Origin of the sequence: Paraburkholderia sp. MM6662-R1, from assembly GCF_050436245.1 — a bacterium.
GTDB lineage: Bacteria > Pseudomonadota > Gammaproteobacteria > Burkholderiales > Burkholderiaceae > Paraburkholderia > Paraburkholderia tuberum.
The window spans coordinates 1,720,077-1,744,593 of record NZ_JBNDLV010000001.1 but is presented as its reverse complement, the minus strand read 5'-3'; the positions used below and the strand labels follow the sequence as shown (position 1 = coordinate 1,744,593).

The 24,517-nt window shown below is 62.5% G+C and carries 21 protein-coding genes; 18 read left to right on the top strand and 3 right to left on the bottom strand.

Annotated features, from left to right (window positions below; translation table 11 throughout):
* Positions 1 to 6: 6 nt before the first annotated feature.
* The 14 genes from rfbD (at position 7) to OKW39_RS08165 (ending at position 16,789) form a co-directional block, all read left to right on the top strand.
* Entirely contained in the window at positions 7 to 933 is a 927-nt protein-coding gene (gene rfbD, locus OKW39_RS08230; protein WP_429562407.1) for a dTDP-4-dehydrorhamnose reductase, read from the top strand.
* 286 nt (positions 934 to 1,219) lie between these two features.
* Positions 1,220 to 2,635 carry a mannose-1-phosphate guanylyltransferase/mannose-6-phosphate isomerase gene (locus OKW39_RS08225; protein ID WP_090803287.1) on the top strand — a complete coding sequence of 472 codons (1,416 nt, stop codon included), beginning with the start codon at positions 1,220 to 1,222 and terminating at the stop codon, positions 2,633 to 2,635.
* Position 2,636: 1 nt separating this feature from the next.
* Positions 2,637 to 3,455 carry an ABC transporter permease gene (locus OKW39_RS08220; protein ID WP_090803289.1) on the top strand — a complete coding sequence of 273 codons (819 nt, stop codon included), beginning with the start codon at positions 2,637 to 2,639 and terminating at the stop codon, positions 3,453 to 3,455.
* A gap of 4 nt (positions 3,456 to 3,459) precedes the next feature.
* Positions 3,460 to 4,236 (top strand): ABC transporter ATP-binding protein, encoded by a 777-nt coding sequence (locus OKW39_RS08215; RefSeq protein WP_090803291.1) that lies wholly within the window; start codon positions 3,460 to 3,462, stop codon positions 4,234 to 4,236.
* Between the two features lie 184 nt (positions 4,237 to 4,420).
* Complete coding sequence (locus tag OKW39_RS08210; protein WP_429562406.1) at positions 4,421 to 5,803, top strand: phenylacetate--CoA ligase family protein; 1,383 nt, start codon at positions 4,421 to 4,423, stop codon at positions 5,801 to 5,803.
* Positions 5,800 to 7,377 (top strand): polysaccharide deacetylase, encoded by a 1,578-nt coding sequence (locus OKW39_RS08205; protein ID WP_429562405.1) that lies wholly within the window; start codon positions 5,800 to 5,802, stop codon positions 7,375 to 7,377. The genes OKW39_RS08210 and OKW39_RS08205 overlap by 4 nt, the downstream gene beginning before the upstream one ends.
* Positions 7,374 to 8,495: a non-hydrolyzing UDP-N-acetylglucosamine 2-epimerase gene (wecB, locus tag OKW39_RS08200; RefSeq protein ID WP_187615931.1), complete on the top strand. Its 1,122-nt coding sequence runs from the start codon at positions 7,374 to 7,376 to the stop codon at positions 8,493 to 8,495. Before OKW39_RS08205 ends, wecB begins: the two co-directional genes overlap by 4 nt.
* Entirely contained in the window at positions 8,488 to 9,741 is a 1,254-nt protein-coding gene (locus OKW39_RS08195) for a glycosyltransferase (protein ID WP_429562404.1), read from the top strand. The genes wecB and OKW39_RS08195 overlap by 8 nt, the downstream gene beginning before the upstream one ends.
* Positions 9,738 to 10,871 carry a glycosyltransferase gene (locus tag OKW39_RS08190; protein ID WP_429562403.1) on the top strand — a complete coding sequence of 378 codons (1,134 nt, stop codon included), beginning with the start codon at positions 9,738 to 9,740 and terminating at the stop codon, positions 10,869 to 10,871. The genes OKW39_RS08195 and OKW39_RS08190 overlap by 4 nt, the downstream gene beginning before the upstream one ends.
* A 367-nt stretch (positions 10,872 to 11,238) precedes the next feature.
* A complete protein-coding gene (locus OKW39_RS08185; RefSeq protein ID WP_090803302.1) occupies positions 11,239 to 12,663 on the top strand; it encodes a UbiA family prenyltransferase in 1,425 nt (474 codons plus the stop codon).
* 2 nt (positions 12,664 to 12,665) lie between these two features.
* Positions 12,666 to 13,982: an FAD-binding oxidoreductase gene (locus OKW39_RS08180; RefSeq protein WP_429335849.1), complete on the top strand. Its 1,317-nt coding sequence runs from the start codon at positions 12,666 to 12,668 to the stop codon at positions 13,980 to 13,982.
* Positions 13,979 to 14,719 (top strand): SDR family oxidoreductase, encoded by a 741-nt coding sequence (locus OKW39_RS08175; RefSeq protein WP_429562402.1) that lies wholly within the window; start codon positions 13,979 to 13,981, stop codon positions 14,717 to 14,719. The genes OKW39_RS08180 and OKW39_RS08175 overlap by 4 nt, the downstream gene beginning before the upstream one ends.
* A gap of 133 nt (positions 14,720 to 14,852) precedes the next feature.
* Complete coding sequence (locus OKW39_RS08170; RefSeq protein WP_184038521.1) at positions 14,853 to 15,251, top strand: GtrA family protein; 399 nt, start codon at positions 14,853 to 14,855, stop codon at positions 15,249 to 15,251.
* Positions 15,252 to 15,322: 71 nt separating this feature from the next.
* Positions 15,323 to 16,789 (top strand): hypothetical protein, encoded by a 1,467-nt coding sequence (locus OKW39_RS08165; protein ID WP_429562401.1) that lies wholly within the window; start codon positions 15,323 to 15,325, stop codon positions 16,787 to 16,789.
* A gap of 311 nt (positions 16,790 to 17,100) precedes the next feature.
* Here the strand turns inward: OKW39_RS08165 and OKW39_RS08160 are convergent, their stop codons facing one another.
* The 3 genes from OKW39_RS08160 to OKW39_RS08150 all read right to left on the bottom strand — a co-directional run bounded on the left by OKW39_RS08160 (position 17,101) and on the right by OKW39_RS08150 (position 20,411).
* Entirely contained in the window at positions 17,101 to 18,261 is a 1,161-nt protein-coding gene (locus OKW39_RS08160) for a methyltransferase type 12 (RefSeq protein ID WP_429562400.1), read from the bottom strand.
* Between the two features lie 77 nt (positions 18,262 to 18,338).
* Positions 18,339 to 19,412 carry a zinc-dependent alcohol dehydrogenase gene (locus tag OKW39_RS08155; protein ID WP_429562399.1) on the bottom strand — a complete coding sequence of 358 codons (1,074 nt, stop codon included), beginning with the start codon at positions 19,410 to 19,412 and terminating at the stop codon, positions 18,339 to 18,341.
* Positions 19,413 to 19,454: 42 nt separating this feature from the next.
* Positions 19,455 to 20,411 (bottom strand): class I SAM-dependent methyltransferase, encoded by a 957-nt coding sequence (locus tag OKW39_RS08150; protein ID WP_429562398.1) that lies wholly within the window; start codon positions 20,409 to 20,411, stop codon positions 19,455 to 19,457.
* Positions 20,412 to 20,915: 504 nt separating this feature from the next.
* Here OKW39_RS08150 and OKW39_RS08145 point away from each other — a divergent pair.
* Genes OKW39_RS08145 through OKW39_RS08130 form a run of 4 tightly spaced genes read left to right on the top strand, consistent with a single transcriptional unit; the run spans position 20,916 to position 24,463 of the window.
* Positions 20,916 to 21,905: a glycosyltransferase family 4 protein gene (locus tag OKW39_RS08145; RefSeq protein ID WP_090803315.1), complete on the top strand. Its 990-nt coding sequence runs from the start codon at positions 20,916 to 20,918 to the stop codon at positions 21,903 to 21,905.
* A gap of 49 nt (positions 21,906 to 21,954) precedes the next feature.
* Complete coding sequence (locus OKW39_RS08140; protein ID WP_429562397.1) at positions 21,955 to 22,956, top strand: glycosyltransferase; 1,002 nt, start codon at positions 21,955 to 21,957, stop codon at positions 22,954 to 22,956.
* 14 nt (positions 22,957 to 22,970) lie between these two features.
* Positions 22,971 to 23,561, top strand: coding sequence for a histidine phosphatase family protein (locus OKW39_RS08135; protein ID WP_090803319.1), 591 nt, complete (start codon positions 22,971 to 22,973; stop codon positions 23,559 to 23,561).
* Complete coding sequence (locus tag OKW39_RS08130; RefSeq protein WP_429562396.1) at positions 23,558 to 24,463, top strand: hypothetical protein; 906 nt, start codon at positions 23,558 to 23,560, stop codon at positions 24,461 to 24,463. The genes OKW39_RS08135 and OKW39_RS08130 overlap by 4 nt, the downstream gene beginning before the upstream one ends.
* Positions 24,464 to 24,517: the final 54 nt, after the last annotated feature.

Here is a 24,517-nt window from a genome sequence, read left to right as displayed (position 1 = left end):
GATCGCATGAGCGCACACGACGCGAAACGGACGATTCTCGTCACCGGCGTAAATGGCCAGCTCGGCTATGAGCTCGCGCGCACGCTGCAAGGGCTCGGCAACGTGGTCGCGGTCGACCGCTCGCGGCTCGATCTGTCGAACCTCGATCAGATTCGCGCGGTGGTGCGCGACCTGCGTCCCGCGCTGATCGTCAATCCGGCCGCTTATACGGCGGTGGACAAGGCCGAAGAAGAACGCGACCTGGCAATGCGCATCAACGGCGAAGCACCGGGCGTGCTCGCCGAGGAAGCGAAAAAGCTCGGCGCCGCGCTGATCCACTATTCGACCGACTACGTGTTCAACGGCACGAAAGAAGGCGCGTACGTCGAAGACGATCCAACCGATCCGCAGAACGTCTACGGCCGCAGCAAGCTCGCGGGCGAGCAGGCAATCGCGGCGAGCGGCGTGAATCACCTCGTATTGCGCACGAGCTGGGTGTACGGCACGCGCGGCAAGAACTTTCTGCTGACGATGTTGCGACTCGGCGCCGATCGTCCGGAGCTGAAGGTGGTGGCCGACCAGTTCGGCGCGCCCACCTGGTGCAACACGATCGCGACGCTGAGCGCGCATCTGTGCGCGCAGTCCTTCGCCACCGAAGACGGCGCGAAGTGGTGGGACGAGCGTTCGGGCATCTTTCACCTGTGCGCGGGCGACTCGACGTCGTGGCACGGTTTCGCGTCGGCGATCTTTGAACTCGCGGATTTGCCGAACAGGCCGAACACGCTGCCGATTCCGGCCGCGGATTACCCGACGCCCGCGAAGCGCCCAGCCAATTCCAGAATGTCGAACGACAAGCTGGCGCGCGTGTTCGGGCTCGCCGCGCCGCATTGGCGCGACGCGTTGAAGCTGTGTCTGACGGACGGTTTTCCAAAGTCGCCGGCGGCGCGCACCTGAGTCGCGGTTTCGACGCAGGGCTCGCGAGCACCGGTGCGGCGAAGGAAACACTCGCATCGGATGTCCTGCCGCGCACGCCGCTCGCCATGATGCCGTCGTGGTCTGGGACCGATCGAAACGATTGTTGCCTGACAATGGTGAAAGGGTGCGGCGGTAGAATGTCGCTCGACGCGAGGGCGTTCGAGGCGCGGATTTAACGTTCTATGCGCAGTAGATTGCAAACGTCTGCGTCGACCGCGCGCAAGCCAGTATGGCCACGTAAAAAATACGGTATCGAGAGGGAGCTGTGAGTTTGTTACCGATCATTCTGTGCGGCGGAGCGGGATCGCGGCTCTGGCCGGTCTCGCGGGAATCGCACCCAAAGCCGTTCATCCGTCTCGCGGACGGCGAAAGCCTGCTGCAGAAAGCGTTCCTGCGCGCGGTCGCGTTGCCCGGCGTGAAGGAAGTGCTCACGGTAACCAACCGTGAGCTGTTCTTCAAGACCGAAGACGATTTCCGCGAGGTGAACGGCAAGAACGTCGCGACCTCGTTCATTCTCGAACCGTTCGGCCGCAACACGGCCGCGGCGGTTGCCACGGCGGCCTTGCACACGGCGAAGGCGCATGGCGCAGACACCGTGATGCTGGTGCTCGCCGCGGATCACCTGATCGCGGATCAAACCGCGTTCGCCGCGGCGGTCGCGCGTGCGCAGACGCTTGCGCAGGCCGGCAACGTGGTCACCTTCGGCATGCATCCGGATACGCCCGAAACCGGCTACGGCTATATCGAAGCCGATGGCGAGCGGGTCGTGCGCTTCGTCGAGAAGCCGTCGGTGGAGAAGGCCCGCGAGTATCTGGCGTCGGGCAAGTTCGTGTGGAACTCGGGCATGTTCTGCTTCACCGCGGGCACGATCCTGAAGGAAATGCGCGAGCATTGTCCCGACATTCTCGATGCCGCGGCCGAATGCATGGACAAGTCGCCGTCCGCCGAAGGCAAGAGCGGCGCGCAGGTGCGTCTCGAGCCGGGCTGCTTCGGCGCGGTGCCGGAGCTGTCGTTCGACTACGCGGTAATGGAGAAGTGCGAGCACGCGGCGGTCGTGTGCTGCAACCTCGGCTGGACCGACGTCGGCTCGTGGACCGCGCTGTCCGATCTGTCGCCGGCCGATGCGAGCGGCAACCGCGTCGAAGGCGAGGCGCTGCTCGTCGACGTGAAGAACTCGTATCTGCGCAGCGACGGGCGCCTGATCGGCGCGGTCGGCGTCGACAACCTGATCGTGATCGACACGCCCGATGCGCTGCTCGTCGCGCACCGGGATCGCGCGCAGGACGTGAAGCAGATTTTCGCGGAGCTGAAGTCGCGCGGCCATGAGACGTACAAGGTGCATCGCACCGTGCATCGGCCGTGGGGCACGTACTCGGTGCTCGAAGAGGGGCCGCGCTTCAAGATCAAGCGCATCGAGGTGAAGCCGGGCGCGAGCCTGAGCCTGCAGATGCATCATCACCGCAACGAGCATTGGGTCGTGGTGAGCGGCATGGCGAAGGTCGTCAACGGCGAAAAAGAGTTCTTCGTGTCGACCAACGAGTCGACCTATATCCCGGCGGGTCACAAACATCGCCTCGAAAATCCGGGCGTCGTCGAGCTCGTGATGATCGAAGTGCAAAGCGGCGAATATCTGGGCGAAGACGATATCGTTCGCTTCGAAGACATTTACGGACGTACTTGAGATGGATATCAGTTTTACCAACGACTCGGAAGACCTGACACGTCACAACGAGCGCGACGACCTGCTGGTCGGCATGAAAGCGGTGCGGGTCTGGGGCACGCTCGGCTGGCACGACATCCGGCAGCGTTATCGCCGCTCGGTGCTCGGGCCGTTCTGGTTCACGCTCAGCACGATCATCTTGGTGGTCGTGCTCGGCGCGTTGTACTCGACGCTGCTGCACCAGGAACTCTCCGACTATCTGCCGTATCTGGCGGTGGGTCTCGTCGTGTGGGCGTATCTGGCGTCGGTCGCCAACGAGGGCTGCATGGCCTTCATCGGCTCGGCCTATCTGATCAAGCAGATCAGGCTGCCGCTGACGGTCCACGTATGCCGCATCGCGTGGCGCAACTTCGTGATCCTGCTGCATAGCCTGCCGGTCGTCGTCGTGCTGCTGTTCGTGTTCGGTCACTGGCCGGGCTGGGAAATCGTGCTGGTGCCGTTCGCGCTCGTGGTCCTGCTGCTGCACGGCGTGTGGCTCGGCGTCACGCTCGGCGTGCTGTGCGCACGCTTTCGCGACATTCCGCCGATCGTCACGAACCTGATCCAGGTCGTGTTCTTCTTCACGCCGGTCATGTGGTCGCCGGAAATCCTGAAGGACCGCGCGTGGGTCGCCGAATACAACCCGCTCTATCACCTGATCGAAACGGTGCGCGCGCCGCTCACCGGCCGCCCGACCCACTGGGAGTCGTGGGCGTGGTCGATTGGTCTCTTGATCGTCGGCTTTGCGTTCGCGCAGATCCTGATGAAGCGTTTCCGTAATCGCGTTCCTTACTGGCTTTGATATTGTGAGTTCTTCATCGATTGTCGCTCGTAACATCTCCGTCGAATTTCCGATTTACGAGAACTCGCATCGCTCGCTGAAAAAGGCGGTGCTCAATTTGACGACGGGCGGCCGGATCGGCCAGGACGCGGGTCGCCATGCGATCGTCCGCGCGATCGACGACCTGAGCTTCACCTTCAGCGAAGGCGAGCGCATCGGCCTGATCGGCCACAACGGCTCGGGCAAGACGACGCTGTTGCGCACGCTGTCGGGCGTCTATGCGCCGGTGCGCGGCGAGCTGAAGGTGCGGGGCAAGATCGCGTCGCTGCTCGACGTGTCGATGGGCCTCGACCCCGACGCGACCGGCTTCGAAAACATCTATCTGCGCGGCATTCTCGACGGGCTGAAGCCCGCGCGCATCCGCAGCAAGATCGACGAGATCGCCGACTTCAGCGAACTGGGCGACTACCTGAATCTGCCGGTGCGCACCTATTCGAGCGGGATGATGCTGCGCCTCGCGTTCGCGATCTCGACGAGCGTCGAAGCCGACATCCTGATCATGGACGAATGGCTGAGCGTGGGCGACGCCGAGTTCAGCGTGAAGGCGGCCGAGCGTCTGGAAGGCCTCGTCGGCAAGGCGGCGCTGCTGGTGGTGGCGTCGCACGATCCGTCGCTGGTCGCGCGCGCGTGCACCCGCAAGATCTCGATGGAACACGGCAAGATGGTCGCCGACGAACCCGTGCTGCCGTCGGAAAAATCCGACGAGCCGCTCATCAGCCACACCGCGCAGTTGCCGCACTGAGCACGCCGGCGCGCGACCGGCGCGGCGCATGCTGCGCCTGCGCCGCATGTGCGCCGACGCGCGGCGCGACGGCAGCAGGCAAATCCATCGGCTCATCGGCTAAACCGCGCCCCGGCGCAAGCCAGTCCCGCAGTTCAGCAACACCCTCGTGGCCAATCCCGAGGCGTAACAAGGTTCGAATTTGATGCGAGCTAATCACCCGTTTCTGCGCTACTCCGAATCCCTGCTGGTGCGTCAGCCGTTTCGCACGCTGAAGGGTTTCGCGGGCGGCTATATCGCGTATCCGATTGCGGAGAACGCCGAAAAGCGCAACGTGCGCCCGAAAATCCGCGAGCTGCGCGAGCACTATTCGCTGCCGATGCCGCATCGCCGCCGCATCGCGCTCGAACGGCTCGTCGCCACGCTCGAATTCGCCGGCGCGAAGGTGCCTTACTATCGCGACCTGTTCCAGGCGAAGCAGTTCGATCCCGCCAAGGTCAGGAACGACCCGCGCTACCTCGAAGAACTGCCGTATCTGACCAAGGACATCATCCGCGAGCAGGGTCCGCGTCTCCTGTCGGGACCGCTCGAGGCCGGCAAGCACCACGCGTGCAAGACCGGCGGCTCGACCGGCCTCTCCACGACGATTTACTACGACCAGGAAGGCGCCGATTATTCGTCGGCGGTCACCAACTATTGCCGCGAGCGGATCGGCAAGCTGCGCCATCGCTCGGAGTTGCACTTCGCGTGCCGTTTCCCGGATCAGGTCGTGCCCGAGTGGCCGTCGCGCGAAGACTTCAAATGCTTCGCGATGAATCGCAGCAATGTCTTCTTCGACCGCATCGACGATCACGGCCTCGAGGAAATGTGGCGCACGCTGAAGCGCCGCCGCCCATATCTCGCGCACTCGCATCCGTCGACGATGTACGCGCTCGCCTGCTATGTCGAGCGCAAGTACGGCGGCGGCAACGCGTTCCAGGTGTTCGAGTCGAGTGGCGAGCTGCTCGAGCCGCATGCGCGCGAGATGATCGCGAAGGCGTTGCGCTGTCGCGTGATCGACCGCTACGGCCTCGCCGAGCTCGGTGTGATGGCCTATGAGCTCGACGGTCACGAAGGCGGCTTCCAGATCCTCGAATCGGAAGGCTGGCCGGAAAGCCGCGTTGCGCCGGACAACCCCGACGGCGCGCACGAGCTCGTGTTCACCGGGTTCCGCAACCGGCTGATGCCCTTGATCCGCTACACGACCGGCGACCTCGCGCGCGTGCAGAAGACGGAGAAGGGCTTTTTCCTGACCGACGTGGTCGGCCGGATTCACGACGTCGTGCCGATCAACGGCGTCGCGCATCCGACGCACCACATCCAGGACATGCTCGATCACCGCGTCGGCGGCATCCAGGAATTCCAGATCGATCTGCGCACGACGCCGCCCACTTTGCGCATCGTGCTCGAACCGCACGCGAACGCGGAGGAAACCACCGCGAAGCTGCGCCACTTCTGGCAGGACGCGTTCACGATCGCCTACGTCGGTCACGACGATTTCGTGCGCGTGGGCAGTCGCGCCAAATTCCGTCACGTGGTGAGTGCATGATCGGCGTCGCGTATCCCGACGCCCGCGCCGACGCCGGCCAATACGTGCTGGCGGCGCTGCGGCGCTCGGTCAGCGTGACCCAGGCCCAGGCGATCACGCGCAACATGCTGCACGAGATCGCGCCCGACGTCATGGTCGCGGTCGACGCGCCCGATGCGTGGAGCGCCGACCTGATCGCGTTCGTGCAGGCGCGGCCGCGCAAGCTGATCGTGTTCGGCCATATGCCGATCGCGCTCGCGCACTATCTGCGTTATCGGCCCGCGGCGTTGCCCGCCGACCTCTCGCAAGCGAGCCGCAGTGCAACGGCGCCTTCGGGCGAGTCGCGCGAAAGCGCGGCGGCGGTGCGCTACGGCGCGCTCGCGCAAGCACTCGGCGGCGCGCCATGGCATCGCCCGTTCGAGCGCTTCGATTTCGCCGACGAATGGAACAACCTCGGCTACGGCGCGATTCGCGCCGACGGTTCGATCTGGGCGCTCGCGCAGGCGCCCGAAGTTCCGGCCGAAGCGGAGCTGGCCGCGGTCGTCGTGAACGGCGAGCGACAGTTCGCGTACGCGGCGCTGTGGGATGCGGGCGCATCGGCCGTGCTGTGGTTCAACCGGCCGGTCGGCCCGTGCGATTCGTTCGAATGGCGCCTCGTCGAGCAGTTTCTGTCGGGCTACCGGGCTGATGCGCTGCCGTGTCAGCCGGTGCTGAGCGAACTCCCGTGGGGTTACGACGCGGCGATCACGTCGCGGCTCGATTGCGACGAGGACGTCGAATCGGCGCGCCCGTTGTGGCACGCGTACCGGCGTCTCGGCGTGCCGTTCACGCTCGCCGTGCATACGCAGAACCTGCAACGCGGCGGCCAGCACGACATCCTGCGCGAACTGCTCGCCGACCGGCAGCAGGGCGCGGTGCTGTCGCACACGGCGACGCACTCGCCGAACTGGGGCGGCAGCTACGACACCGCGATCGCGGAAGGCGTGCAATCGGCCGAACTGCTCGAACGCGCGACCGGCGTGCCGGTGCGCTACGCGGTGTCGCCGTTTCACCAGTCGCCGCCGTACGCGATGCGCGGCCTGATCGACGCGGGCTACGCGGGCTGCATCGGCGGCATCATCCGCAACGATCCGGAGTTTCTGAGCGCACGCGGCGGCGCGTTGGCCGGCTTGCCGGCGGGCTTCGTCGGTCACAGCCAACAGTGCATGCTGCACGGCGACTGCATGCTGAAAGAGGGCGATCCGCTCGCGATCTTCAAGCAGGCCTTCGACACCGCGTACGCGACCAACACGCTGTTCGGCTATCTCGACCATCCGTTCTCCGAGCGCTACGCGTACGGCTGGACCGACGAGGCGGCGCGCATCGACGCGCACGAGCAGTTGATCACGTACATGCGCGGCAAGGCCCAACGGCCGCTGTTCCTGCACGAGGAAGCCGCGCTCGATTTCCTGCGCTTGCGCTCGCTCGCGCAGATCGTCGAACACGACGGCGCCTTTCGCGTCGTCACGCCCTTCGCCGACACGACGCCGCTCGCGCTCGGCGTCGAGTTCCGGGGCGCTCATACCAAGGTCGAGACGGGGAAAGCACTGCAATGAAAGTCATGGTGGTGATGGGCACGCGGCCCGAGGTCATCAAGCTCGCACCGCTCGTGCGAGCGCTGCGCAGCGAGTTCGACACGATCGTCTGCGCGAGCGGGCAGCACAGGGACATGGCCGCGCAGGCGCTCGAATTCTTCGGCATCGAACCGGACATCACGCTCGAAACGATGCACCCGGGTCAATCGCTGAATGCGCTCGCGTCGCGCCTGATCGCCGCGCTCGATCGCGCGCTCGACGAAACACGTCCCGATTGGGTGATCGTGCAGGGCGACACGACGACCGCGTTCTGCGCGGGCTTCGCGGCATTCCAGCGCGGCATCCGCGTCGGTCACGTCGAGGCGGGGCTGCGCACCGGCGATCTGGCGAGTCCGTTTCCCGAGGAAGCGAACCGCAGCCTGCTCGGCCGCATCGCGACGCTGCATTTCGCGCCGACCTCGCGCGCGCGCGACAGCCTGCTCAGCGAAGGCGTCGCGCCAGAGAAGATCGTCGTGACCGGCAACACGGTCGTCGATGCGATCGGCGAAGTGCGCGCGAGCTGGAGCGTGACGCCGCCGGCGAGTCCGCTGCCCGCATGGCATGGCGCGCAGCAGCAGCACGTGCTCGTCACGTGCCATCGGCGCGAGAATTTCGGCGACGTGCTGCAGGATATCTGCCGCGTGCTGCGCGATCTGTGTCAGCGCTATAGCGATTACCGCTGGGTGTTCCCCGTGCATCTGAACCCGGCCGTGCGCGGGCCCGTGCATCGCGAGCTCGATGGCATCCCGAATCTCGCGCTGATCGAGCCGGTCGACTATCCGACGAGCCTTTATCTGATCAGCGGCAGCGCCGTCGTGGTCAGCGATTCGGGCGGCATCCAGGAAGAAGCGCCAACCTTCGGCGTGCCGGTCGTCGTGATGCGCAATCACACCGAGCGCCGCGAAGGCGTCGACGCGGGTTTCGCGACGCTCGCGGGCCAAAGTGCGGCGAGCATCGAAAGCGCGGTGATCGGCTGGCTCGACGATCCCGCGCGGCGCGCGGCGCTGCGCGATCGCGCGAATCCGTACGGCGACGGACTGGCCTCACGACGCATCGTCGACAGCCTGCGCGGCCGACCGGTCGAGGTGTTCGTTGGCTGACGGCAAGAACCCCGTGCTTGCCCCGCAAGACTGCGTGCTGTTTTCGACCGCCGACTGGGACGAGCCGTACTGGACCAACAAGCAGCACACGGCGAGCATCCTCGCCGCGCGCGGCTGGCGGATTCTGTATGTGGAAAGCGTTGGCTTCCGCTCGCCGAAAGTGGCGAGCGGCCGCGACTGGTCGCGCCTGTGGCGACGTCTGTGGCGCGGCGTGCAGTCGCTCGTGCTCGGCCCGCCGCGCCGCGCCGACAATATCTGGGTGCTGTCGCCGCTGATGGTGCCGGCCGGGCATCATCTGCCGTTCGTGCGCTCGCTGAATCAGGCGATGCTGCGTTTTTCGGTGAACCGCTTCGCGAGGTCGCATCGCTACGTCAAGCCGGTCGTGTGGACGTACCACCCGTACATGCTCGATGCGATCGCGACGCTGCCGCGCGGGACCCTGGTCTACCACTGCGTCGACGATATCGCGGCGATTCCGGGCGTCGACGTCGACGCGTTCCGCAATGCCCAGCAGGACCTGCTCGGGCGCTGCGAGGCGGTATTCACGACTGCGCAGTCGCTGAAGGACGTGTGCCTGCCGTTTAACCCCAATACGCATTTCTTCGGCAACGTCGTCGATGAAGCGCACTTCGGCGCGGCGCGCGCGGACGGCCCGCTGCCCGCCGAGCTCGCCGCGATCGACGAGCCGCGGCTCGTGTATCACGGCGTGCTGTCGGACTTCAAGGTCGATCTGCCGTTGCTGCTGCAAACCGCGCAGGCGCGGCCGCAGTGGCAATGGGTGATCATCGGCGAGGAGCGCGAAGGGCAGCGCAGCGACCTGCTCGCGCAGCTCAAGCGTCTGCCGAACGTGCATCTGCTCGGCTACCGGCCGTATCGCGTGCTGCCACAGTATTTGCGCGGCATGCGGGTCGGTGTGTTGCCGACGCTGATCAACGAATACACGCACTCGATGTTTCCGATGAAGTTCTACGAATATCTCGCGGCCGGTCTGCCGGTCGTATCGACGCCGCTCGATTTCGCGAAGGAACCGCGCGCGGGGCTCGAAGTGGGCAGCGATGCCGACGCGTTCATCGCGGCGATCGAGAAGCAGCTTGCACGCGGCAAGCTCAGGGCGGAGGAAGCGCGCGCGGCGGTTGGCGAGAACACGTGGGAAGCGCGGCTGGACAAGATGCTGGCGGTCACCTTCCACTTCCCGCAGGCGGGCGGCGGCAGCTCGCGGCCACACGGCGCTGAGGTGCGCACGTGAGGGTCGTTCATGTGTACCGCACGTACTTCCCGGACCCGCCCGGCGGCCTGCAGGAAGCGATCCGCCAGATTGCGCTAGCGACGCGCGAGCGCGGCGTCGAACCGCGCATTCTGACGCTGTCGCCGAGCCCGACGCCGACCGTCGTCGAACGCCCGGAAGGGCAGGTGATCCGCGAGAAATCGTGGGCGGCGCCGGCATCGTGCGATCTCGGCGGGCCGTGCTCGGTGATCAGGTATCGCGAGCTGGCCGACTGGGCCGACGTCGTGCATTTCCACTTTCCGTGGCCGTTCGCCGACGTATTGCATCTGCTCGGACGCACCAGCAAACCGACGGTGATGACTTACCACTCCGACATCGTGCGGCAGAAGCTGCTCGGCGCCGTCTATGGGCCGCTGATGCGGCGCACGCTGCGCAGCATGTCCGCGGTGGTCGCGACGTCGGCGGCCTATGCGCGGACCAGTGAGACGCTTGCCGCGTGCGTGTCGAAGGAGCGTTTGAAGACGATTCCGCTCGGCATCATCGACTATCGCGACGAGCCGCAGCCGCTCGACGCGCGGCGCAAGCTCGAGAGCCGGCTCGGCCTGGCGCCGGGCGAACCGTATTTTCTGGCGCTCGGCGTGTTGCGCTACTACAAGGGACTGCATACGCTCGTCGAGGCCGCCCGGCATGTGCAGGCGAAAATCGTCATCGCTGGCTCGGGGCCGGAGCGCGAGCGGCTCGCCGCCTTGGCGCGGCAGCATGGCGCGACCAACGTCGTGTTTGCCGGGCAGGTCACGCATGAGGAAAAGGTTGCGCTGCTCCAGGGCTGTCGCGCGATGGTGCTGCCCTCGCATTTGCGCTCCGAAGCGTTCGGGATGGTGCTGGTCGAAGCCGCGATGTTCGGCAAACCGATGGTGTGCTGTGAGGTGGGGTCCGGGACGTCGTTCGTCAACGAGGATGGGGTGACGGGGTTTGTCGTGCCGCCCGAGGCGCCCGAACCGCTGATCGCCGCGATTAACCGGCTGACGCTGGATGAAGCACTGGCGTGCGGCATGGGAGCGGCGGCGCGGCAGCGATATGAGCGGCTATTTTCTGGGGCAGCGTTGGGAAACGCATATAAATCGCTGTATGAACACGTATTGTCTTCCTGAGTCGTTACTTTCTTTCTCTCTATTTCACCGAAAAGCTTGCGAAAGTGTTTAATTCACCTTTTGTTTGCGCAAATTCGGCCTATATGCGAGATGTTGGTATTATCTGCGCGGTCGAGCCCGGTACACTGATTATTCTGCTTCATTACAATTTTGCAGACTCATGGTTGTTAAATCAGTCGGCAATAAGTTGACAAATAAATTGGAAGCGGGTTGTAGGGGAGGGCGCGAGATGGTAGCGTGATGCCGCTTTACGCGGTCCGGATTTTGATTCTCGTGGTTCGACTTGACCCGCTGCCGCGCCGGAACGAATTTCTACGGCAGCGCATGTGCCTTCCACACTCTTTTCTGCCCTGCGGCGGTTCACTGAATGAGCAGCAAACCACTCGTCGTCGATCTTGATGGAACTCTGATTCGCTCGGACGTCCTGATTGAATGCGGATTTGCTTTCACCCGATCCGCTCCCCATCGGTTCTACGAGCCGCTTCTGTGGCTCCTGCGCGGGGGCAAAGCCGGGCTCAAAGCCCGCTTGGCCGAAGCGACCGATATCGACGTCACCGTCCTGCCCTACGACGCCACGGTCATCGAGTGGCTGAAGGAAGAACGGGCCGCCGGGCGGTCGCTCGTGCTGGCGACCGCTAGCCATGAACGCTACGCGAAGGCGATTGCCGATCATCTTGGGCTATTCGACAAAACCTTCGCCACGCAAAGCGACATCAATCTGTCCGCGCATCGCAAGCGCGACAGGCTCGTGGCCGAGTTCGGCGAGAAAGGCTTCGACTACGCGGGCAATTCGCACGACGATGTCGCAGTCTGGGCCGCGGCCGAGCGTGCTTATGTGATCAATCCGTCGAGTGGCGTAGAGCGCGCGGCCCGCAAGCAGGGCAACGTCGAGCGCGTCATCGACCAACGCTCCGCGTGGCCGAGAACGTGGGCGAAGTCGTTGCGACTGCATCAGTGGCTGAAGAATCTGCTGATTTTCGTTCCGCTGCTCGCGGCGCATCAACTGTCGGACGCTGCGCTGGTCATTGCCGCGCTCCTCGCTTTTTTTGCCTTCGGTGTCTGTGCGTCGAGCGTCTACCTGTTGAACGATCTGCTCGATCTCGAGGACGACCGGCATCATCCGACCAAGCGCAAACGCCCGCTTGCGTCGGGCGCGTTGCCGCTGGTTTGGGGCGCGGCGCTCTGTCCCGTTCTGCTGGTCGTGGGCGGCGCGATCGCGTGGTTCTGCCTGCCTCATCAGTTCGCGCTGGTTTTGCTTGGATATTACGTACTCACGCTGGCCTATTCGTTCCATCTGAAGCGGCGAGTCATGATGGACGTGGTGGTGCTGGCCTTGCTCTATACGACACGGATCATCGCCGGAAGCGCCGCGATCGATGCGCGGCTCACGTTCTGGCTGCTCGCGTTTTCGATGTTCATTTTTCTCAGCCTCGCGCTCGTCAAGCGGTATGCGGAACTGCACGCATTGAAGGAGCGCGGCCTCGTGAAGTCACGCGGCCGCGGCTATGTCGCGAGCGATCTGCCGTTGATTTCGTCACTAGGCGCGGCCTCGGGCTATCTGTCCGTGCTGGTTCTCGCGCTTTATATTCAGGACGGCAATACGGCGAGCCTCTATCGGCATCCACAGTACATCTGGGTGGCCTGTCCTCTGCTGCTTTACTGGGTGAGCCGCACGTGGATCATCGCGCATCGCGGCTCCATGCATGACGACCCGATCATATTCGCGGCAAAGGACCGGAGCAGCTGGCTGATCATGGCCCTATGCGGTGCCGTGTTCTGGATGGCGATCTAGCCATGTCGAAAGTCCAGTCCTGGGGGCGCTATCCGTACGCGCTGCAAGAGTCCCATCCGATCGCCTGGCGTGATACGGCCGCGGCGATATGGCGAAGTGTCGGCGGCACGCAGCGCACGACACTTGCCTTCGGCAATGGGCGCAGTTACGGCGACAGTTGCCTCGCGTCGTCGGGGCACGTGGTCCAGACGCTGCCGCTGGACCGGATGATTCTGGCCGACTGGCAGAACGGCGTGTTGCGCGCTGAACCGGGCATGACGCTCGAGCAGATTCTCGACGTGGCGATTCCGCGTGGATGGATGTTGCCCGTCACGCCGGGGACGAAGTACGCGACGTTGGGCGGCGCGATCGCCAACGACGTGCACGGCAAGAATCACCATGTACGCGGCACGTTTGGCCGGCATGTGCGGCGTTTCTGCTTGCTGCGAAGCGACGGCACGCAGTTCGAATGTACGCCGGACCTCCACCCCGAGTACTTCACCGCGACGATCGGCGGCCTTGGTATGACCGGGCTGATCGCGTGGGCTGAAATCCAGCTGATGCCGATCAGGTCGAGCAGGCTCGACGTGACCAGTATCCGCTTTGCCAACCTCGACGAGTTCTTCGCGCTGTCCGAACGGCTCGACGAACTGCATGAGTACAGCGTGGCGTGGGTGGACTGTCAGAGCCGCGATGCCGCGTTGGGCAGAGGCATTTTCATGGTCGGCGATCACGCCTCCGAGGGGGGGCTCGACGTCGAACGCCGCAAGACGCGTACGGTGCCGTTCACGTCGCCGATCCCCGTTTTCAACCGCCTGACCCTGCGCGCCTTCAACGAGTTGTACTACAGGCGGCAACGCGCGGACGCGGTTCGCTCGACGGTCACTTACGACTCGTACTTCTATCCGCTCGACAGCCTGCTTGAATGGAATCGCATCTATGGCCGCTCGGGCTTCCAGCAGTATCAATGCGTGATCCCGGCGGCCGTTGCGCGCGAGGCAACGCGGGCCATTCTCGACGCGATTGCCCGCAGCGGCACGGGGTCGATACTTGCCGTGCTGAAGCGCTGCGGCGCCATCAAATCGCCGGGCTTGCTGTCTTTTCCGCTCGAAGGCACCTCGCTCGCGCTCGACTTCCCGCAGCGCGAGGAATCGAATCGCAAGCTTTTCGACCGGCTGGATGCGATCGTGCGCGAGAGCGGCGGCCGTTTGTATCCCGCCAAGGACGCGCATATGTCGGGGGAAGATTTTCGCGCTGCCTATCCGCAGTGGGAACAGGTCGAAGCGCTGCGTGATCCGGCTTTGCTGTCACGCTTTTGGGAACGAACCACTCGAGTATGAAAAACATCGTTATCGTAGGCGCCACTTCGGCGATCGCCATTGCCTGTGCACGGCAATGGGCTAAACAGGGCGTGCGGTTCTTTCTCGTCGCGCGCAACATGGAGCGCCTCCAGCAGGTTGCCGACGACCTCAAGGCACGTGGTGCGCAAGACGTGCTGTGTCAGCAGTTGGACATCGATCAGATCGGTGAACATGCCGCCATGATGCAGCGTTGTTCGGCCGAGTTCGGCGCGCTCGACATCGTGCTGGTGGCGCCGGGAACGCTGCCTGACCAGCAGGCCTGTCAGAACGATGCCGACGTCGCGGTCCGCGAGTTCAATACCAATGCCGTATCGATCATCGCGTTGCTGACGCGTTTTGCCACTGTGATCGAGCAGCAGCGGCGCGGCACGATCGCGGTCATTTCGTCGGTGGCCGGCGATCGCGGTCGCCAGTCGAACTATCTGTACGGCAGTGCAAAAGCAGCGCTCTCCGCGTTTTGCGAGGGCCTGAGGGCGCGCCTGTTCAAGGCGGGCGCGCATGTGCTGACGATCAAGCCTGGCTTTGTCGCGACGCCAATGACAGCGGGTCTTCCCTTGCCGGGACCGCTTGTTGCTACCGCGGACAAGGTCGCGGGCGATATCGTGCGCGCGGTGGAAAAGGGTAGGGATGTCATTTATACCCCGTGGTTCTGGTGGGGCATCATGCTGATCATTCGCTCTGTTCCTGGCCGCGTGTTCAAGCGGCTCTCGTTGTGATGCATTGTATGCATCGCCACGGGTCTGCCGTGCTCGACGGCAACCGTCGCCGCCCAGCGAGCGCATGGCGCGGCGAATGTTCGTTCGACCTTCCTGACCTGGTGTGCCTTTCGTGAACTCCTCGGCAACTCCCATGAGCGCGTCGCGCCTCGTGATTTTTTACGCGATATTCGCGGCAGTTTCGATCGCCGCGAATATCGGTCTGCAGAAGCTCTCGCTGATCACCTATTCGGGAGCGTTCAGCGTGCCGCTGTCCGTAGTCGTCGGAACGGGTGGCGGGCTGGTGGTGAAGTTCTTACTCGACAAGCTCTGGATCTTTCGATACCAGCATCGCGATCTATCGCACGGCATACAGAGTTTTCTGCTGTACACGGTGATGGGGCTCGCAACTACGGCGATTTTCTGGGGCTTCGAATTCGGCGCGGACGCGATCTATCATTCCGAGCCTGCTCGCTTTACGGGCGGCGTGATTGGCCTCGTGATTGGTTATATAGTCAAATATCGGCTCGACAAGAAGTTCGTTTTTGCCTGATTCGGGCAATGCATTGATTTTTGTAGTTGCGCTGCCGCACGCGCGTAATCAGAAAATATTGACCAATGAACATGCAACGATTTAGACAGTACCTTTCGGAGAACGCGCTTCTACTGGTGGTCACCATTGCCGTGGGTGGTTATCTCGCGTGGCAAACGCGCAACTTTCAGCTCGATGATTCGCTGATCTATCTGCGATATTTACGCAATTTGTTTGACGGGCAAGGGCTCACCTACAACGCGGGCGATCGCTTCAACGGGCTGACGTCGCCGTTGTATTCCTACTTGCTGATCGTGGCGAACGTCGTGGCCGGTAATTTGCAATATACGACGATCTTTTTGTCGTTCGTGTTCCTGTGCGCGGCCGCGATCACCGGAGCGCATCTGCTGGCGAGCGGAAAATACGAACAGACGCTGTGCGCGCTGATCGTTGTTTCCTTCAATTATTTTTACGACACCTTTGGGATGGAGACTTCGCTGTTTCTGTTCCTCTCCGCGCTCGCGTTGGTACTCTATCGCAGGGAGCAATTTTTCGGTCTGGGTGTGGTGCTGGGCCTGCTGTTCATCACGCGCAGTGAAGGTGTGTTCCTTGGCCTCGTCGTGGTCGTCGATTACTTCATCAGGAACAGAAAACTGCCTCATGTTAAGTATTTGGTCGCGCCGGTCATTCTGCTCGCGGCCAATTTCATATTTAACTACTACTACTACGGCGCGTTTCTTCCGGCCACCGGCAATGCGAAGCTCGGACAGGGCAAGTCGGGGTACTGGGGCGAGGGACTGATTTTTCTCCACGTGCAGTACATGAAGGACGCTTTCTTCGGGGGTGACTTCCGGCTGCTCGCGTTCATGCTGCCGATCGGTCTCGTCGGTGTGCTGTCGAGTCTCGGCAAGAGGATCGCGTGGCTCGTCATTCTCTATCTCGTGCTGCTGGCTTCGTTTTATGTGTTTCTGCATATTCCGAATTACCACTGGTACTACGCACCATTCTTCTTCTTCGGCTTGTTGTTCGTTGGTGTCGGCGCGTGGAGAGTGCTCAGCTTCACGTACGAGCGGTCCCGGGAGAGCTCTGTTTTCCTCTCGCTGTTCCTTGCGTTTTTTCTCGTCACGAGCGGCTTCGTTTATCACAGCTTTGGTATCTCGAACGTGCAGCGCGGCTCGATGGACGCATACAAGAATATTGGTGAATGGATAAAAACCAACACACCCGCCAAGGCGGTTGTTGCAAGCGTCGAGATCGGAACCGTGGGCTGGTACTCCGACCGGTACATCATCGACATTCTCGGTCTGACCAATCGCTATAACGCGGACTACATTGCTCGCAAGGATCTTTACTCGTGGCTCACGAAGTACAGCCCGGATTACATTCTCGTGCATGAGCCGCTCTGGACTTTCGAGGCAAGCGCGAATTGCCTGCTCGCGAGCCAGGCCTATGCTCCTGTGGACACATTCAATTTCGCTGGTTACCGCCTGCTACGGCGCAGTGACGCCGCGGGAACGCAGCAGCAGATTCAAACATGCGCGAAAGGGCCGCGGACCTGATGAGCCCTGCAACACTCGTTGCGAATTCATGCCTGCCGGCTTGAGGCAATAACAGCCGACTCGATGTTCGAGTCGGCTGTGGGCTTCTGCTCATCTTTTTGTCCAAAAACCTCTGCTGGTCCCGCAGACGGGCGAGACGCTGCTGAACGTGACGAATATTCAATGGATACTGCTTCCGGCGCTCATCGCAATGTGGAACGTTACGGCGAACGACAAGGGGCATACGCTAAAGGTCGCGCCGAACTGGGCGGTACAGATTCCTGCTAGCGCGCCCGGCCATTAGGTCATCGAGCGTTTCCCCGTCTCGATCGTTACCTCGCTTCAATGGCGACCGGAGCAGGGGCAGCCTGAGCCTCGGGGGCCGGCCGCAAGGCCCGCCCCTCCCGCCACCCATATTGAAGGTAATGCTGACCCGCGTTCACGCCCGCCGCCGCCACGTCTGTATTGGCGGCGAGATATTCCTGCTCATTGAAACCCGGCGGCAATTTGATCGCTGTGTCGGAGTCCAGTTCGCTACGCTGTCCGCATACGCGCTGCGGGCTCTTACCGGCGTCCTGTCCCGAGCATAGCTCCCGGAGTTTGCGGTGCGTGCGCCAGAACGGCACGGCCGGCGTTATGTCGCTGGCCTGCCGCTCCATACGCCGCCAGCTCTCGGCAATATATTGCGAATCGCGCGAGCGCCTCATCACGACGGAAAACTCAATGTCGTTGCGCATCGTGTCGCAGAAGTCTTCACACGCGAAATCGATCAGCTTCATTTCGCAAAGATCGGCAATCAGTTTCGCAAACGAGCGCGGCGTGAACACCCAGCAGTGAACGTCGTGATACGTGCCGTTTTCGAATGCGTCGCGCGCGAGATGCAGCGCGCCTTGCCATGTGTGATGCCGTCTGACTGACTGCGGGTCGATCCGCTTTTGCCACGCTTCCTGTGTCGACACATCGGCGGCGGACAGGCAGTGATCGAGCAGCGAGTAGGGCTGCGGTACCCGCGCACGCGCGATATAGCTGGCCAGTACTTCGGGCAACCGGCTTTCGCGACGGAAATAATCGAAGGTGTAGCGTCGGTCGGGAACGACGAGACGCACTTCGCCGGTCGGTTTGAGGACCGCGCCAAGTTCTCCGAGCCACGTCACGAGATCGGGAACATGCTCGACGACGTGAGAGGCCACCACGTAGTCGACATAGCGGCCCTTGATCGCTTCATGCAACGTGTTGCGCCCCCACACCGCGTCGACATCGACGATTTCATTAATGTCGAGATGAGGATCGTCCTTGTACTTCTGACGCAGGTGCGGCGTGTCAGTATGGTCGACGTAGATGATTTCACCGGCGTCGCTGCGTCGCACGAGAGGCCAGCACAGCGGGCCTATCTCGACGCCCACGCTTTCCTTGACGTTCAGTCCTTTCAGCAGACGGCAACGCCGCTTATCGCGAATTTCATCGATGCTGAGAGCATTGTCTTCCTTCGCCATGTTGCCTCCTCGTATTGGACGGCACAGCTTCCAGTTATGACCGATGTTCACTGCATTGCGCGAGACCGCTTACATCTTCAGGTATGCATCTGCACCTTGATGGAGTCCGAACTTTTGTCGCTGGCCAGCCGAAAGGCCTCGTCGACGTCGTCGAGGCTCAGGTCGTGCGTGATCATGGCGCGCAACGTATCGCCCTTGCGCGCCAGCAGATCGATCGCGAGCGCGAAGTCGTGCTGACCGTCGATATAGCCGTAGCAGTTCGGCAGATGAATCGTCAGTTCCTTGATGTGCGGTTTGATGATTTCGATGTTCCTGAAGCCGTGATCGAAGGCACCGAGCACGCACACGTGGCCGAGCGGGCGCACGAACTGACAGGCGAAGTCGAACGTGTCGGCCGTTCCGCCGACCGCTTCGATCGCGTAGTGCGCGCCCAATCCGCCGGTTGCCTGTTCGACCATGGCGAGCGCTTCGGCGCGATCAACCGGCAGGATCGCGGTGGCGCCCATCGCCAGCGCCGCGCGCGCCTGAGCCGCGTGTCTTGCGACCACGTAGACATTTTCACTGCCAGCGTCCAGCGCCGCGGCGAGTGCCGCGAGGCCGATCGTGCCCGCGCCGATCACGACGCCGACCGAGCCGCGCGCAATCGGCATCTTGCGGCACCCGTGGATGCCGACCGCCACCGGCTCGACGATGGCGCCGAGCTGATCGTCGACGGCATCGGGCAGCGGGAACACGCCCGATTCCTTGGTGCGCACGTATTCGGCAAAGCCGCCGCCGAACGGAAATTCGCGCGCGCGACAGTGAATCGGCGCGCCGAGCTTGCAGTACTCGCATTTGCCGCACGCGGTGCCCATCACCATGTCGATCGTCACGCGCTGGCCGACGCGCACGCTCGTCACGCCCTCGCCGATCTCGACCGCGGTGCCGCTCAGTTCGTGGCCGTTCGGAAAGCTTTGATGAACGTCGACGTTCCGGTAAGCGTGCAGATCGCTGCCGCAGATACCGACGCTCGCCACCTTGACGATCACGGTGCCGGGTAGCAACTCAGGTACCGGGATGCGGCCGACCTTCATGGCGCGCACCCCGTCTTGCAAGCCGGCTCGCATGGACGCGCCTTCGTTGCGATGCTCGAGCGCGTTCGTCGAAGTCATCTATCAATCTCCGCAAAATGTGAGACGTTTGCGCCGCGGCGCCTAACGTGTCTTTCGAATCCAGAAGCTCGCGCCGGGATTGCGCATGAAGAGCGGCATCCGCGCGTTCATCAGGTCCGCATGGAAGTGTCCCATGAACGTATTCATCAGGACAACTTCGAACGCGCTGTTGTACTGGAGGAAGGCGCGCAGCAGATAGGCTTCGTTCCACGCGCGGCCTTCGTAGATCCACCGCGGCGGGTATTCGAGCGGCAGGAACACGTCGTGAAAGTGTATGTGCACGCCGGGCGCGAGGATCGGCAGTATCTCGAAGACGATGCGGTTCACGTCGCTGCCGATCTTGCTCACGTGCGACGAATCGACGAACAGTATGTCGTTCGCTTCGAGCTCCGCGAATACGGACAGGTCGACGTCCTGCGCGAGCGACTTGACGATCTTCGAGGTGACCTTGTCTTTCTCGGTCAGCAACGACAGCAAGCGTTCATTGTTCGGTTCGACGAAGGTGCACTGGATCTGGCCGTCGAAGAACAGGTCGTTGGTATCGAGCGAAACGGCGGACGAAAAACCCGAGCCGATCTCGACGATGCGGCGCGGCCGCAGGTGGCGAATCATGCAGTACAGCGACGTCGCGTCGCCATACGAGAACATCACGTTCTCGAAGTAGAAGCGCAGGCCGTCTTTCTTGTGCGGCTCGAACGGCATTTCGCCGTAGTACTTGTCGGCGAACTCGCCGACGAGCCGCACCTGCGCCTCTTCGTTGAACTCGATGCCGGGCAGCGTGCGCGAGACGTTACCGAACAGCCGTGCTTCATTCTGTTTGATGTCGGGGATCGACGGGATCGGCGAATAGTAGTGGCCTGGAGGCACGTCGCCGAGATTCGAAAAGTGCGGAATATTGACCTGAAGCGCGTCGCGATACTTGTCCCGTTCAGCGATCAGTTCTGCAATCTCGGGATGCTGCGCGGCAAGTGAATCGAGAAGCTCGGGCGATGCCGACATCTTGTTGCTCCGCTTGAAAGAATTTGCGAAAAGCCATGACAGAACAGCGAATTCATACCGATATGCCGACTGGCTGGCGAGCCGGCCCTCCCGGCCGGCCAGTCTATCGTACCCCCAGTATTCTGCACGTCCAACATTTCCTGATGTTCCGACATGAGCCCGCATTTACCGTTACTTACAAATTATTCGTCATAGCAATCGGCACAGCCGCGATGCCAAGGGTCATGTGCCGTCCGTTTTCCGTGGATACCGCGAGTGAGTCGCGAGTGCGCGCCAGAAGAGGGCGGGGCGGTCATCGTTTCGTAAGCCACGTAAGCCGACGAAAGCATGCAACAGGGTGCTCTGCGCGTCGCTCGCGGGCGATCGTCTGCGTTACGATTTGGCGTAAAATCGAGCCCCTGCCGATAATAGTCCGCGCCTGTTTCACAGGTCGCGCGAACACGTGAATTCCGCACCGTCCGGCGGACGGCGCCAGCGCCCACGATTCGGGACGGAGCCCGCAATATGCATTTTAAAATTCTCCTGACCACTCACAGTACCGCGTTCATGACGAGCGGTGGTGGTGAGTCGGAACTCGTGCAGGTCGCCGAACTTCTCAACGATTCGGACGTACAGGCCGACATTTACGGCATTCGCAGCCGGCCGCTACGCTTTTACGACGCGGTGATGCACTTCTCCGTCCATGCGGACGGAGAAGCGATCGTTCGCGAAACGGTGAGTCAGGGCAAGAAGCTGTTCCTGTGGCCGAACGTCTGGTGGTTGAGCGCGCCCGACCCGGCGGAAATCAGCCGCATCGAGGCGTTCGTGCAGCGTGCCGAGCGGCTACTGTTTAAGTCCTCCGCCGAACTCGCGCACTTCAACAGGTACATCACGGTCGATCCAGGTAAATGCGTGGTGGTGGGCTCCGGCATATCCGACCGGTTCCTGCTGCCGGCCGACAAGGATTTGCTCCCCACGGTCTGCGACGTCTCGGACTACGTGCTGTGTCTCGGCTTGATCGAGCCGATCAAGAATCAGCTCGAACTGATCCGCGCACTGAACCAGCTCGACATGAACGGCCTGATGGTCGGCGGTTTCAGGGACGAGGAGTATTACCGGCAGTGCGTTCGCGAAGCGCGTCGCGGCATTCATTTCCTGCCGTTCATCCAGCCCTGCAGCGCGCTGTTGCGCTCCGCGCTCGCCAGCGCGATGGTAGTGGCGGAGCCGAGCCTCGATCCGCCCGGGCGCTCGTGCCTCGAAGGCGCGTTCGTGAAGCAGCCGCTCGTCATGGTTGATGGGGATTGGCAGCGCGAGCACTTCGACGACAATGTCTGGTACGCGGCTTCCACCCGCGCGCCGGACATCGTTCCCGCCATTCAGGCTGCCCTGACCGACCCGGACAGGGACGAAAAGATTGAAAGTAACTACGAACGCGTCTATGCACGGCACTCGTCGGGCACGGTAGCAGCAGACCTAATCAGACACCTGATCGATGCCGGCCTCACAAATTACTAAGATTCCCCGACTGCTCGTCGTTCAGCGGCGCTCCATGACCGATGGGCGAATGAATTCGCGCACCATCGGCGCGCGCTTCGCGCCTTTGCTTTCGTACATGCAGCGCCATCGGTTGATCGAATGGGAGCAGATCTCGGAGGCGGACGTTGGCGTCAGCCATCTGCATCGCTTCGACGTCGTGCTGTTCAACAAGCACGTGTCGAATCTGTCGCTGAAGATCATGCGGATGGCCAACGAACTCGGTCTTCATACGATTTACGATCTCGACGACTGGCTGCTCGATCTGCCGTCGTGGAGCGTGCTCGAAATGAACGAGGACGTGCTCTACAACGTGCTCGCGATGATTCGCGAGGCGAGCGCGGCCACGGCGTCGAACTCGCTGTTGCAGGAGCGCATGCGCAAAGTGCGGCGCTCGGACGACGTGCTGATCATCCCGAACGGTTTCGACGATCAGGCGTTCGACCTGTCGCCGGAACTGTGGACTGAAACCCAGCCGCCGAAGATCATCTTCTCCAATCTCGACGGCATCAAGCTCGTGAGCTTTCGCAAGGAGTTTTTCGGCACCTTGCGCAGTTTTCTCGCGCGCCACGAAAACGTGTCGATCGACTTCTGGGGCGATCCGTTTCCGGAGCTCAACACGATTGCCCGCATGACGCATCGCGGCAGCCGCGGCAACCTCGAATACAAGAAGACCATTCGCGACGAAGGCTACACGTTCGCGATCGTGCCGCTCGGCGCCGAAGAGGATCCGGAGACGCTGTTTTTCAACTCGTGCAAGTCGCCGATCAAATACGCGGACTACGGCAGCCTCGGCATCCCGAGCATCTATTCGGATTGCCCGACCTACCGCGAGAACGTCAAACATCGTGTGACGGGATACATTGCGTCGAACACGGCCGAGAGCTGGGCACGAGCGCTGGAGGACATGCTGGGCGACCCGCAGCTTCGCCAGTCGATCCGCCGCAATGCCTACGCCGACGTGTTCGACCGTTTCAGCGTGCGACGCATTTCGTCGATGTTCCTGAAGGCCTTGCCCGACCCCAAGCCTTAAAGCACCTAACACCTATGGATCTTCTTCTGATTCGACACGGCCAATCGCACGCCAACGTGGCTGGCCTGTTGAACTCGACCGAGCAGGACGAGTTGACCGAGCATGGCCTGCAGCAGGCCGCGAAGCTACGCACGCTGATGGAAAGTCACGGTTTCGCGCCCGACCGCGTTTTTTCGAGCCCGTGGCGGCGCGCGTTGCAGACCACTGAAGTGCTGTTCGAGGACAACAGCGACTGGACCGTCGACGCCCGTCTCGGCGAAACCAATGCGGGGCGGTTCGCGACCTGGAAGGCCGAAGATTTTCGTCTGGCGTTTCCCGACTGGGGCAAACATCTGTCGGACCGTTACGAGGGCGGCGAGTCGCATCTCGAACTGGCCGCGCGTTCGGTGAACTGGCTCGAGGAGGAGGTGCTGCGGCACGCTGAGCAGCCTGGCCTGATCGCCGCCGTGTGTCACGCGGGACCGATCTCGGTGATCTCGCAATACCTGCTGAACGTGCCGTTGTCCCGCTTTCCCAACGTGCTGGTGCCGAATGCATCGCTCACGCTGTTCCGGCGCAACGTGCATACCGGAAACTATTATCTGCAGATCGCAGGGCTGTCATGAGTGCATCGATCAAGATCTTCGAGCCGCTTTACGCGCCGGGACAGGTCCTGTCCGAACAGGCTTTTCAACCGCTCGAACTGCGCGATAACGCGCACGCCGCGTGGCGCGAGTTTTATATTCTCGTCGACATGTACCGCAAGGGCATGCATCGGCAGCAGCAGATTACCGGTCTTTTTTCGCCGAAGTTCGCGCTGAAGGCGCGCATAGACGGCAGCCGGTTTCTGGAGTTCGTGCAGGCCAATGCCGACGCCGACGTCTGGATGATCAATCCGTTTCCGCAACTCGCGTATTTCTCGTACACCGCGTGGATGCAGGGCGAGCATGCGCATCCGGGACTCGTCGAGCGCAGCCAGCAACTGCTCGACGCCTGCGGCATCACGTGGAATCTGCGTGAGGCGCCCCGTCAGTCGCCGCATACGCTGTGCTATTGCAATTTCTGGGTCGGTTCGCAGTCGTTCTGGGAAAGCTACGTCGGCAAGGTGCTTGAGCCGATTGCCACGTTCCTCGAAACGCAGAGCGGCACCGAGGCCGCGCGCGGGGTGCTGGAGCCCACGATCCACTCGGACGACGCACCGTTCCTGCCATTCGTTGCCGAGCGTCTGTTCAGCACGTATCTGTCGCTGCATCCCGAACTGAAGGTGGCGGCCTATCCGATCGAAGGCGATCAGGTGCTGGACTATTGCGTCAGCGATTTCGAAAAAGACATCGTGCGCTACATGCAAAAACCGATCGACGCGGCGGATCGCGCGCCGGTCTTTCCGCCCGAACAGATTGCGTTGATGGACTTGCTGTGCACGCTATCGCAGAAGTACGTGCGCGCGCATTTCTCGTTCACACCGCACCCGCATACGGGGCAACCGATCGACTTCGACAGGAGCGGCAAGCCGCCAGCGAACGAGTGAGGCGGCGCGATCGGGTTGGATCGCGCCGATGGGCGCCGGGATGCGTTGGTGAGC